This is a genomic window from Flavobacterium sp., assembly GCF_044361015.1.
Lineage (GTDB): Bacteria > Bacteroidota > Bacteroidia > Flavobacteriales > Flavobacteriaceae > Flavobacterium.
Genome location: NZ_JBIKJL010000031.1, coordinates 16,883 through 29,933, shown reverse-complemented (window position 1 = coordinate 29,933; position 13,051 = coordinate 16,883). Strand labels below are relative to the sequence as shown.

The 13,051-nt window shown below is 33.2% G+C and carries 12 protein-coding genes; 4 read left to right on the top strand and 8 right to left on the bottom strand.

Translation table 11 applies throughout. The features are described from left to right. The 8 genes from yidC to ACIQ2Z_RS08735 form a co-directional block, all read right to left on the bottom strand. Positions 1-1,684 (bottom strand): membrane protein insertase YidC (gene yidC / locus ACIQ2Z_RS08770; protein ID WP_396183767.1); only part of this gene is annotated, 1,684 nt, incomplete at its 3' end. 33 nt (positions 1,685-1,717) lie between these two features. Next, a complete protein-coding gene (locus ACIQ2Z_RS08765; RefSeq protein WP_396183766.1) occupies positions 1,718-3,337 on the bottom strand; it encodes a CTP synthase in 1,620 nt (539 codons plus the stop codon). A 149-nt stretch (positions 3,338-3,486) separates the two neighbouring features. Continuing rightward, positions 3,487-3,717, bottom strand: coding sequence for a DUF3820 family protein (locus ACIQ2Z_RS08760; protein WP_396183765.1), 231 nt, complete (start codon positions 3,715-3,717; stop codon positions 3,487-3,489). Positions 3,718-3,782: 65 nt separating this feature from the next. Further along, on the bottom strand, positions 3,783-4,184 hold the full coding sequence (locus ACIQ2Z_RS08755; RefSeq protein ID WP_396183764.1) for an OsmC family protein: 402 nt from the start codon (positions 4,182-4,184) through the stop codon (positions 3,783-3,785). Further along, positions 4,184-6,076, bottom strand: coding sequence for a LysM peptidoglycan-binding domain-containing protein (locus ACIQ2Z_RS08750; protein ID WP_396183763.1), 1,893 nt, complete (start codon positions 6,074-6,076; stop codon positions 4,184-4,186). Before ACIQ2Z_RS08750 ends, ACIQ2Z_RS08755 begins: the two co-directional genes overlap by 1 nt. Before the next feature lie 29 nt (positions 6,077-6,105). Beyond that, the gene (locus ACIQ2Z_RS08745; RefSeq protein ID WP_396183762.1) at positions 6,106-6,855 is read right to left on the bottom strand and encodes a LysM peptidoglycan-binding domain-containing protein; all 750 of its coding nucleotides are present in this window, start codon (positions 6,853-6,855) and stop codon (positions 6,106-6,108) included. A gap of 16 nt (positions 6,856-6,871) precedes the next feature. After that, positions 6,872-8,401 (bottom strand): glutamine-hydrolyzing GMP synthase, encoded by a 1,530-nt coding sequence (gene guaA, locus ACIQ2Z_RS08740; RefSeq protein ID WP_396183761.1) that lies wholly within the window; start codon positions 8,399-8,401, stop codon positions 6,872-6,874. A 95-nt stretch (positions 8,402-8,496) separates the two neighbouring features. Beyond that, positions 8,497-9,714, bottom strand: coding sequence for a porin (locus tag ACIQ2Z_RS08735; protein ID WP_396183760.1), 1,218 nt, complete (start codon positions 9,712-9,714; stop codon positions 8,497-8,499). Positions 9,715-9,805: 91 nt separating this feature from the next. Between ACIQ2Z_RS08735 and prmA the strand changes: the two genes are divergently transcribed. The 4 genes from prmA to ACIQ2Z_RS08715 all read left to right on the top strand — a co-directional run bounded on the left by prmA (position 9,806) and on the right by ACIQ2Z_RS08715 (position 13,022). Continuing rightward, entirely contained in the window at positions 9,806-10,663 is an 858-nt protein-coding gene (gene prmA, locus ACIQ2Z_RS08730; RefSeq protein ID WP_396183759.1) for a 50S ribosomal protein L11 methyltransferase, read from the top strand. A gap of 137 nt (positions 10,664-10,800) precedes the next feature. Then, positions 10,801-11,076, top strand: a complete 276-nt coding sequence (locus ACIQ2Z_RS08725) for an ATP-dependent Clp protease adaptor ClpS (RefSeq protein WP_396183758.1) — start codon at positions 10,801-10,803, stop codon at positions 11,074-11,076. A gap of 14 nt (positions 11,077-11,090) precedes the next feature. Beyond that, complete coding sequence (locus ACIQ2Z_RS08720) at positions 11,091-12,362, top strand: sterol desaturase family protein (RefSeq protein WP_396183757.1); 1,272 nt, start codon at positions 11,091-11,093, stop codon at positions 12,360-12,362. Next, positions 12,363-13,022 (top strand): lysoplasmalogenase, encoded by a 660-nt coding sequence (locus ACIQ2Z_RS08715; protein ID WP_396183756.1) that lies wholly within the window; start codon positions 12,363-12,365, stop codon positions 13,020-13,022. Positions 13,023-13,051 lie beyond the last annotated feature (29 nt).

The following is a 13,051-nucleotide window of genomic DNA, read 5'->3' as shown; positions in this document are numbered from 1 at the left end:
AATTATTAAAGAAGAACAACATCATTAAAGGTGAAATATAAATCATGATTTTCATGATTTTACCCATATCTGGCATACCTTCTTGTGGTGGAGCACTCATTACCTGATCTCCAGTTGTCATTTTCATGTAGAAGAAAATAGCGATGGAAGCTAAAATCGGGAACAAACTCACATGATTTCCATAGAAAGGAATGTAAAACGGTAAATTAATAACCGAATCAAAAGACGATAAATCATCTGCCCACAAGAAACTTTTTTGTCTCAAATCAATTGCCGATGGAAAGAAACTAAATAAGGCATAGAAAACCGGAATTTGCATTACCGCAGGCAAACAACCTGCCATGGGATTTACTCCTGCTTTGGAATACAATTTCATGGTTTCCTGTTGTTTTTTCATTGGATCTTTTGCAAATTTGGTAGTCAGTTCCTGAATTTCAGGACGCAAAACTTTCATCTTAGCTTGAGACAGATAGGATTTATATGTGAACGGCGACATCACGATTCTCACCAAAATAGTTAAAACAATAATGGCAATTCCGAAAGGTAAAAAACCGATTAATAAGTCAAACGTTGGAATAAAAATATAACGGTTTATCCAACCAAACATTCCCCAACCTAATGGAACGATTTCATCAAGATTTTTATCGTAATCATTCAGTATATGATAATCTGCCGGTCCGTAATACCAATTCATGTTATAGTTCACTTCCCCATTTTTAAAGGCCAACGGAACAGTCGCTTTGAATTGTTTGGTGAATAAAGTATCTTTTTCTTCGTCTTTCACTAAATTTTCAGAAACAACAATTGCTTTTTCAAAAGCTGTATCGGTCATCAAAACAGAAGTAAAAAAATGTTGTTTGAAAGCAATATAGGTAACCTCAACAGGTTCATCAGAGGTTGATTCTCCTTGTCCTAAATAATCATCTTTACCTCCCTCATATTCAAAAATAAGTTCAGTGTACCGGTTTTCATATGATACACTTTTTTCATTTCGATAGGTTTTGATACTCCAATCCAAATTCAATGGATTAGATGTATTTAAAACCGTATTTAGACCTTGAGAACGTATAGCAAAATCAAGCATATAATTGTTTGGCTTCAACACATAACGATACTCTAAATATTGTGCATTTCCGGCTTTTAATCGAAGCGTCAAAACTTGATTAGTTCCTTCTTTGGTTAAAACCGGTTCAAAAAATAAGTCTTTTGTGTTTAAAGTACGGTTATCGGTTGTTTTTAATTCAATATTAAAATTGGCATTCCCATCTTTAATAAGTTGAACTTTTTTTCCGGAACCCTTCGTGAATTGCTCAAACTGTTTTATTTCTGCTTCAACAATATATCCTCCTATGTTGGCAATTTTTAAACGTACCAATTCGTTCTCAATAGTTGTAAAAGCAGCTTTTGCAGAAGGAAGTGTGGCAGAATATGCAAAAGAACCTAAACTACTTTTTAATTGAGCCACCTGAATAGAATCAGAGACCGGTTTTTGAATGTCAGGTTCAGTGTTAGAAACTACTTTTGTTGGTGTTGGATTTACCTTGGCTTCTACTTGTTCTTGTTGAGCTTTTTTAACTTGTGCTGCAGCTTCTTTTTGTTGGCTGTTGTACATTACCCAAATTAGGATTACGAATATTAATCCGAATCCAATGATGGAGTTAACGTCTAATTTTTTTTCTTCCATTTAAATTAATTGTTTCTAGTTCAATGTTTCAAATTAGTTTGAAACTGCTTTATGCTTAACCGCAGCTTTTACAAATCTAACAAAAATTGGATGTGGGTTTGCTACTGTACTTTTATATTCCGGATGGTATTGAACTCCAATAAAAAAAGGATGGTTTTCGATTTCAACAATCTCAACTAAACCGGTTTCCGGATTGATACCGCTTGCTTTTAATCCAGCGTTTTCTAACTGTTCACGATAACCACTATTATATTCATAACGATGACGATGACGTTCTGCTATTTGGCTTATGCCATAAATTTTGTGAGCCAATGAATTAGGTTCCAAGTTGCATTTCCAACTTCCTAATCGCATCGTTCCGCCTTTATCAATAATAGTTTTTTGTTCTTCCATCAAATCTATCACCGGATGTGGCGTTTGTGAATTCATTTCGGTTGAATTGGCATCAGCATATCCCAAAACCGTTCGAGCATATTCTATTACGGCCATCTGCATTCCTAAACAAATTCCGAAAAACGGAACATTTTGCTCACGAGCGTAGCGAACCGTTTCAATTTTTCCTTCAATTCCACGTTCACCGAATCCGGGAGCGACTAAAATACCGTCAAAATCTTTCAATTTTTCGGACACATTTGATTTATCAATATATTCTGAATGAACACTCACAATATTTACCTTCGTTTCATTTGCTGCCCCTGCATGAATAAAAGCTTCTAAAATTGACTTGTAAGAATCTTGTAATTCTACATATTTCCCAACTAAACCGATGGTTACTGTATGTTTTGGATTTTTAAATTTGTATAAAAATTCATTCCACTGCTTCAAATCCGGAGCCGATTTTTCAGGTAAATTAAGCTTTTTCAACGCTGCTTTATCCAAACCTTCTTCTAACATCAAATTGGGAACATCATAAATGGTTGAGGCATCAATGGATTGAATAACCGCTTCTCGTTTTACATTACAAAATAGAGCTAACTTTTGACGTAACTCATCTGATAATTCATGTTCGGTACGACAAACTAAAATATCGGCTTGAATCCCACTTTCCATCAATGTCTTGACGGAATGTTGTGTTGGTTTTGTTTTCAATTCACCCGCAGCGGCCAAATAGGGTATCAAGGTTAGATGAATCACAATAGCGTTCTCATCTCCTAATTCCCATAACAATTGACGCACTGATTCAATGTAGGGTAATGATTCGATATCACCCACTGTCCCACCAATCTCAGTAATTACAATATCAAAATCACCTGTATTACCTAACAACTGCATGCGTTCTTTAATTTCGTTGGTAATGTGGGGAACCACTTGTACTGTTTTACCTAAAAATTCACCTCTTCGCTCCTTTTCAATTACAGAAAGATAAACTCTTCCGGTAGTTACATTATTTGCCTGCGAAGTCGGTACGTTTAAAAAACGTTCGTAATGACCTAAATCCAAATCGGTTTCTGCACCATCATCAGTAACATAACATTCTCCGTGTTCATAGGGATTTAACGTTCCGGGGTCTACATTGATGTAAGGGTCAAACTTTTGAATTGTGGTTCGATATCCTCTTGCCTGCAGCAATTTTGCCAACGAAGCCGCAATAATTCCTTTTCCCAAGGAAGAAGTCACGCCACCGGTAACAAAAATATACTTTGTTTGATTCATTGTATTGTTGTTTGTAGTTGTAGTTGTGTGTGTAAATTGAAATCGTTTACCTCAATTTAAAACGGGGCAAAAATACGATTATAATTTATCAAATTGAAAATTAATCGCAGTGAAAAATAAATTTTTAGAAGATAAAATGCAAAGTTAAACTATGGTTTTGGAAATTTTTTACGAATGGTTCGAACAATTTCTTCTAATCCATTCAATTTGAGCTCATAAATCAATTGCAATTGTTCTCCTAATGTTCCTTTTGGAAAACCTTTTGTGTGATACCAAACAACATAATATTCCGGAAGGTCAATCAAATAATAACCTTCATACTTACCGAAAGGCATTTTAGTATAGGCTAATTTAATAAGAATTTTTTGTTGGTCGTCCATCAATAATGTATTTTTACAGTTGTTGGTTATAGGATATCAGCTCTCTATTAACAGACAACAGATAATTATTTCCAATTAAAGGTAATTTCTTTTTCTATATCAGGATGTAAACTTAATAGAACGGGACAAGTCATGGCTGCTCTTTCTAAAATGATTTTTGTTTTATCATCAGGTGCAATTGTCATGTTAAAAACAACTACAATTTTGGCAATTTTTCTTGGTTCTGCTTGCATGATCTTTGTAACTTCGGCTGTAGAACCCGATAAATCAACGTTTAAATCTTTTGATTTTATTCCCATGATAGAAATCATACAAGTAGCTAATGAGTTGGCTACTAAATCCGTTGGCGAAAAAGCTTCTCCTTTTCCGTGATTATCTTTGGGAGCATCTGATAAAATTGCTGTTCCCGATTGAATATGAATGGAAGATGTTCTTAATTCTCCTATATATGTTACTTTAGAAGTCATTATTCTGCTGTTTTTACAGTTAAATCTTCGTCGTAATACATTATGTAAACGCCTTTGTTTGTATAACCCGATGCTAATTTCTTCTCGTAATCAAATTTATTTTCAACCCCTTCAGTAGCTGTATTTTGTATGGTTTGTTCAAAACTTTGGGTTTGAGACAAACGCAACATTGTATCAAAAACTACATCAAAACCACGAATAGCATATTGATTTGGATTTACATTATTAATTTTTTTATAATTACTCGCAAAACGAATCGATTCAGGCGTTTCTTGGTATTTTGTTAAAGATGGAAAAATGATTTTTTGATTTACAATTTTTTGAAATACTTCGTCTGATTCAAAAGTACTATTAATATCCAGCACAACCAATTCTACATTGAAACCATTAGTACGAGCTTTATTGCATTGAGATAAAGCACTAAATATCATTCCGGTGCTTGCTGTTTCTAAAATAAAATAGTTAGTTTTATTACTTACCAATCTAGGGGTAATACTATCAGCAATGACAGTGCCTTTTTCATTAAGTGGAGCAATAAAAACATCGCGGTGACTGACTTCAATATATTGTTTTGAAGCCAATTTCTTTTTATCAATCAATGCAATCATATTTCCATTTTTTGCTCTTATAAAATCAAACATGGTATTTTTTACCAAATCACTGGAAGGCATCGATTGGAATAAATTTGAGTATGATTTTGAAGTTTCTCTTAAAGGAGAAATAACCGGTACGTTACTCGCGTTTAAAAGTTCGGCGGTTTGTTCTACATATTGTGGGTAGAATGGTCCAATGACTGCATCGGCATTTTCCAGGTTATTACTTCGGATAATTGATGAAATAGCCGAAGAACTTTTTGTTTCCTTAGAATCGATTATTTTCACATTGAATTTTAATCCTAATCGTTTTACCGAATCAATAGCCATCAAAGCCCCTGAATAAAAGTCTAGTGTCATATTCAAAAACCCATCTCGTTTCAATCGATCCTGAGTAGAAAATATCGTATCACTTTCAATTGTCGAAATATTAAAAGGAAGTAATAATACCAATTCTTTCCTTCTTGAATTAGAAATTGACTTGGTTAAATCTTTAATTTCATTATTTTCTCCACTGTTTAAAGAAACATTAGCAGGAACTTTTATAACCATGCCTTCACTTACGCCTTCTTTTAATTCAGGATTTAAAACGATTAATTCGTCCTGACTCATTCTAAACATTTTAGATAATCCAAATAGTGTTTCTTTTGGTTTAACTTCATATGTTAGATAATTAACTGCTTTTGGTTTGGGATCTACTTTAGTTCCATTATCATTTTTAGCAATTTTTCCGTTACTAATAATTAACTGTTGGCCAATAGATAACCCACTTTTGACAGCCGGATTCAACGTTTCTAAAATTTCAACCGTTGTATTATATTGTTTAGCTATGCTGTAAAGCGTTTCTTTAGCTTGTACCTCATGAAAAAGAACTTGTTTCTGATTAATTTCAGCAACGGGGGCTTTTTCTTTTTGAGGTTTCAGTTGAATTAGTTGACCTATTTTTACTCCTTCTTTGACTTCAGGGTTTAATTTCTCTAACTCTTCAACTGACATATTATATTGCTTAGCAATTCCGAAAAGAGTTTCTTTCGGTTGCACTTCATGTGTTTTAGAGATAGTTGTTTGATTTGTTACCAATAAAGTAGAAGGAATCAACAAGATGGCATTTTCTTGAATACCGTTTTGTGCATCTGGATTTAAACGATAAATATCGTATGGAGTAACTTTATATTTTTGAGCAATTTGAGTAATCGTTTCTCCTTTTTGAACCGTATGTTTTTTATAATTTGTAGGTTGTGCAAAAAGTAAATTTATGGCACACAAAAAAATAAAAGTAATTTTAAATACTGAATTCATAGTTATAGGTTCTGCTTTTTAAAACGCAGTTAATTGACTTTAATTGTTAGAACTTGCCCAGCCTGCAAACCGTTTTTTAATGCCTTTTCATTTTGATTGATGATATCATCAACAGTAACATTATATTTTTTTGCTAAACTGTATAACGTTTCTTTTGGAGCAACTTTGTGCGTAATTATTTCCCCTGTTTTATATTTATTTTGTTCTGCAGGAGTTTTTTCTATTTTCGAAACAACTTCAACAGCTTTCTCTTTATTACCAACAATTGTGCCATCGGGAATTTTCAATTTTTGACCGGCTTGCAAACTGTTTTTCATTAAAATAGTATTGGTGTTTTTAATTTCATCTACCGTTACATTATACTTCTTAGATAATCCGTATAATGTTTCCCCTTTTTGAACAGTATGATATCCTCGATTGGTGACTTTTGTAGAAATAGGAACTATTGCAATTGACTGCTCAGTGGACTTTACCGGTATAATTTCGGCAGAAAAAGATTCGGGATTTGCTTCATAATTTTCTATGTTAATTTCAATTTCTGATGGTTTTTGAGGTGCATAGAATTGTAAAACCATGTCTTCTTTAATTCCATCAATAGCAAAACGATTGGCCCGATAAATTTCAGCTGGGTCAACTCCATACTTTTTAGAAATGTCTAATACAGTTTCACCCGATGCAACTTTATGATTAATTGCATTCATCCCTGGTTTAATGGCGATTTGTGAAAAAGTGATTTGGGTGGCTAGCAAAAAAATTGCAAAAAACAAAAACTTTTTCATTTTAAAATTACTTAAATTATTCCCACTCAATTGTTGCCGGTGGTTTTGAACTGATATCATAGACCACCCGATTAACGCCTTTAACTTTATTTATAATTTCATTTGAAATTTTCATTAAGAAATCATAAGGCAAATGTACCCAATCTGCAGTCATTCCATCAGTCGACTCAACGGCTCTTAGGGCAACTACTTTTTCATAAGTACGTTCATCACCCATTACCCCTACACTATTTACAGGAAGCAATATGGCTCCGGCTTGCCAAACTTTATCATAAAGGCCGTGGGATTTTAAACCTTCAATAAAAATGGCATCAACTTCCTGCAATATACGAACTTTTTCTTTTGTGATATCACCTAAAATTCTGATGGATAATCCTGGCCCAGGAAAAGGGTGTCTTCCTAATAATTCTGGATCAATTCGTAATGTAGCTCCTACTCTTCGCACTTCATCTTTAAAGAGCATTCGAAGCGGTTCAACAATTTTTAACTTCATAAAATCAGGCAATCCTCCCACATTATGATGCGATTTTATTGTTGCCGAAGGTCCTTTTACGGAAACCGATTCAATAACATCAGGATATATGGTTCCTTGTGCAAGCCATTTCACCTCCTCAATTCGGTGAGCTTCATCATCAAAAACTTCTATAAAAACGCGACCAATGGTTTTTCTTTTTAATTCAGGCTCCTCGATTCCTGCTAATTGATCTAAGAAACGGTCAGCAGCATCTACTCCTTTTACGTTTAAACCCATTCCTTTGTATTGGTCTAATACACTTTGGAATTCATTTTTTCTTAACAAACCGTTATTCACAAAAATACAATAGAGATTTTTCCCAATGGCTTTGTGTAATAAAACAGCTGCTACGGTGGAATCTACTCCACCGGAAAGTCCTAAAACAACTTTATCGTCTTTTATTTTATCTTGCAATTCAGCAACTATTTCTTCCACAAATGAATTGGGTGTGAAATTTTGCGGAACTTCTGCAATTCTGACCAAGAAATTTTCTAACATTTGTTTTCCATCTGTAGAATGATAAACTTCCGGATGAAACTGAATCGCATAGGTTTTTTCGCCTTCTATTCGATACGCTGCATTTTCAACATCTTTTGTACTGGCTAAACAAACTCCGTTAGATGGCAATTTTTTTATGGTATCACTGTGGCTCATCCAAACTTGGCTATTGAGAGCCACTTCTTCGAAAAAAGGATCGTGATCATCTACAAAACTCAAGTTAGCTCTGCCATATTCACGAGTATTAGAAGGAGCTACTTCACCTCCATCAAAATGAGCTAAATATTGTGCACCGTAACAAACGGCTAATAATGGTATTTTACCACGAATTTGGGACAAATCAGGATGGGGAGCATCGTCAGCTCTTACGGAAAAAGGACTTCCTGATAGAATTGTCGCTTTAAAACTAGACAAATCTTCAGGGACATGATTGTAAGGAAAAATTTCGCAGAATATGTTTAATTCCCGAACTCTTCTCGCAATAAGTTGTGTGTATTGCGAACCGAAATCTAATATAAGTACGTTGTGTTGCATGGACAAAAATAGGGATATTCTTGGAAAGTGAAAAACAGAAAAGAGGTTAAATTTAATATAAATTCAATCCCTCATTTTTTTTGCATAGTGATTACTTAAATTCCTATTTCAATTTGGAAACGTACATACCAATTATTTTTAACATCTCCGTTGAAATAATACAGTTCATCATAAGTAACTTCTGTTTGAAGTTTAAAGGCATGCTCCCAGATATATTTAGTTAATCCTAGGGTATACACTTTAGAATTTGGAGTATATATAAAAATATCATCGTTTACTTTTTGATTAGAATACCTGCCAATAACTTCAAGGTTCTTTAAAAAAATATAACTTAATTGATAATCCATGCCATGACCAACATAAACATAATTAAATTGTGTTGCATCATCGGGATTAACAGCAATTGGATCGTTTGAAGTTCTGTTCATATAAGCAGACATGAATGCCCAACCGTTGTATTTCACCATTGCATCAACAAAAACAGATTCCATGGTTTTCTTTTCATACAATTCAGCCCCTAATTGTCCTTGTGTCAATCGAGCTTTTACATTTCTGTGAAAGACACCGGAAAGCAATAATTTAGGTTTTGGTTCTCTAACTATGTCACCTTCAAAATTAGTTCCGTCATTTGTAAATGCCCCTAATGGAAATAATTCAACTTTACCTGTTAAGGCAAAACCATCGTCAGGGGTTTTAGTCACATTTCGACCATTACCGGTACTTACTGCTGTTTTTAAGTTATATGAAAATTTATCTTTCTTTTCATTTAAGAAAAAACCTTGCCAACCAAAATCACGATCAATATTAAATCGAACATTGTTTATTGATCGATCTGTTAATTCTAAAGCTCCTGAGGAATTAACACGCTGCCTGTTTCCCGGCAATTTAGTTTGACCAAAAGCAATACTCCAATGCTTATTAGGTCTGTAAAATAATATTGCATCCCTAATAATATTAATATTCTCTCCTTCTTCAATAGGTCCAACATCTCCCGGAGCAAAGGACAATTGAATAGCATATAAAAATTTCGGGCTTCCCACATAACCATCAAAACGTAGACGTAGACGGCGAATTTGGCCTTCATACGCTTCATCTCCCTCATCATCTTGCAGGTAAGTCATTCTGTTTTGCATTCTAAACCGAATGTTAAATTGAAAAATACTGTCCGGTGAAGTAAGTCCTAAACCTCTACCATAATTGTAATAAGGTAACGAAGCTAATTTAATATCGTTATCTTTTGTGCTGAATTTTATATCCTGAGCGAAAGAACTCATGGATATAAAAAAAACAATTAGTAGTAAAAATTTTTTCATAAAATATAGTTGTTTGAAGGACAAAAGTAATTTAATTTTTATAATGCAAAAGTTTTGTTATTGGATTGTTACCTTTGTTAAAAACATAAAAATGTCAAATATATATTTAGGGTATCATTTCACCGTAGAACCAAAAGAATTAGGTTGTGAAATTTTAGTTGCCGAACTTGGCGAAAAACCTTTTGAAAGCTTTTTAGAAACTGAATTTGGCGTAACTGCCTATGTACAAAAAGACCTTTGGAATCCAACAATTTTAGATGATATCTACCTATTGAGTTCACCGGAATTTACAATTTCCTATACAGTGGAAGAAATTGAGCAAGTGAATTGGAACGAAGAATGGGAAAAGAATTTTGACCCAATTGATGTGGATGGAAAATGCCACGTAAGAGCACCGTTTCATCCGAAAACTGACGCTAAATTTGATATTGTAATTGAGCCTAAAATGAGTTTTGGAACCGGTCATCATGAAACAACTCACATGATGATTCAACATTTGCTGGAAACGGATTTAGTAAATAAAAAAACACTCGATATGGGTTGCGGAACTGCTATTTTAGCCATTCTAGCTGAAATAAAAGGAGCAAAACCTATTGATGCCATTGATATTGACAATTGGTGTTATATAAATTCTATTGAAAATGAAAAGCGGAATAACTGTTCTCATATATCCGTTTTTGAAGGAGATGCCACCTTATTGAAGGGTAAAAAATATGATGTAATTATTGCTAATATCAATCGAAACATACTTTTAAATGATATTCCTATTTATGTCAGTTGTTTAAATGATAAAGGTTTATTATTTTTGAGTGGTTTTTATAACGAAGATATTCAGGCAATTGATGCATGCTGTTCGGAGTTAAATTTAAAATTAGAAAAAACCATTGAGCGAAATAATTGGGTTAGTTTAAAGTATAGTTTGGAGATTGGAGTGAGGAGATTGGAGTGAGGAGATGCACTTTGTCATTCCAAACTTGTTTCGTAATCTAATTAGATAGTTTAAGAGAAGCTGAAACAAGTTCAGCTTGACAAGACATTGGGTTTTTGATTTTTGAATTTGATTTTTGTAATAAATTTTTGAAATAAATGAGTACGATTGAAAAAGTAAAAGAGGAAGTATTAGTTGAAGAACTAATTGGTATAAATAATGAGATTCTTTTGTATAATGATGATGTAAACACTTTTGATCATGTAATAGACACCTTGATTCGTGTTTGCAATCATACTAGTGAACAAGCGGAACAATGTGCCATATTAGTTCATTATAAAGGAAAATGCACGGTTAAAACCGGTGCATTTGACGAATTAAAACCGCAATGTACCCAATTGTTAGAAGCGGGTTTAAGTGCCGAGATAATTTAATCTTTATTTTTTGTTTGGAACAATACGGAAAAATACTAGTTATCGCTATGCCAATTTTTCTTTTACTCATCGTAATTGAAAAAATATATGGTTATTCAAGGGGTAATGATACGGCTCCACTCATGGATACTGTCTCAAGTTTAAATTCCGGAATTACCAATTCAGTAAAAGATGTTTTAGGAATTAGTGTTTCCATACTTTCCTATGAATGGATGGTTTCAAATCTCGCATTATTAACTATTAAAAATTCGGTTATAATTTATATTATTGCCTTTTTCGTGATTGATTTTTATGGTTATTGGACACACCGTTGGGCACATCAAATCAACATATTCTGGAATAAACATGCCATTCACCACAGTAGTGAAGAGTTTAATTTATCCTGTGCTTTGCGACAATCCATTTCTTCTTTTGTCAATTTATTTACCTTTTTATTACTTCCGGCAGCCATTTTAGGGGTGCCTTCCATGGTGATTTCTATAGTTCTTCCTTTACATTTGTTTCTACAATTTTGGTATCATACCAGACATATCGGGAAGTTAGGGATATTGGAAAAAGTAATTGTCACACCATCCCATCATCGGGTACATCATGCAATAAACAAAGAATATTTAGATAAAAATCATGGCCAAATATTTATTTTTTGGGATAAATGGTTTGGAACTTTTCAGGAAGAATTAGAAGCTGTTCCTTCGGTGTATGGAATTACCAGGCCGGCACAAACTTGGAATCCAATCAAAATCAACTTTCAACACCTTTGGTTACTTTGTAAAGATGCTTGGCATGCCAAAAGTTGGAAAGACAAATTAAGAATATGGTTCATGCCTACAGGTTGGAGACCGGAAGGGTTTGAAGAAAAATATCCTGTTGAGAAAATTGAGGATGTTTATAATTTTGAAAAATACAATCCTACTCATTCTATAAAATTAAGGAATTGGTCAATTATTCAACTGTTTATTACTTTGGGTTTTGTGAGTTATATGTTTTCAAATATTGCTACAATACCTTTACCAAATTTGTTTTTGTATGGTGCTTTTATTTTTCTGACAATTTACAGCACAACTGAATTAATGGACACCAACCCGAATGGAATGTTTTGGGAAGGTTTCAGAATTTTATTTGGAATTGGCATCATCATTTATTACCAAGATTGGTTCGGGCTTCTAGCTATTTCTGAATGGAGCAATTATATTTTGATGATTTATTTTTTTATTTCTTTTTTCATCACACTCTATTTTGTAAAAAATGAATTTCCTGATGACTATTCGACGCAATATTCCAAATAAATGACTAAAAAAACAGTACTTATTGTCTTTATAATTTTCTCACTTCTTTATTTAGGTCTCATTTTAATTGAATTTGAAAGTATTACGTGGTGGTTAAAACCTTTTATAATTCCATTACTCTATATTTCCGTTTTTCTTTCAGGGAAAATGGAGTTTAAGCCTTTATTAATAAGTGCCTTATTTTTTTCTTGGGTTGGAGATGTTGTATTATTATTTGCTAATCATGGTGTGATTTATTTCATTATAGGTTTAGTTTCCTTTTTAATTGCTCACCTATTTTATATTGTCTTATTTTCGAAACTACAAAAAGTAAACACTATAAAATACAAACGTTTTATTCCCCTTGTTTTACTTTATTTATTTGGACTCTTATATTTTCTTTGGGAAAAATTAGGGGGAATGAAAATTCCGGTAATTATATATGCTTTAGTAATTTCTACAATGCTGTTAGTAGCAATAAAAGGATATTTTACTTGGAATTCAAAATCCGGAAAATTACTATTAATAGGAGCTGTATTTTTTGTTCTCTCTGACAGTATTTTAGCGATTAATAAATTTTACGTGCCTATTTATTTGAGTTCTTTTTGGATTATGAGTACCTATATTACTGCTCAATTTCTAATCGTAAAAGGAGTTTTGAATTTGAACTCTAGGCAATAAAAAAAGGCTCAAATTTAGAGCCTCTTTAA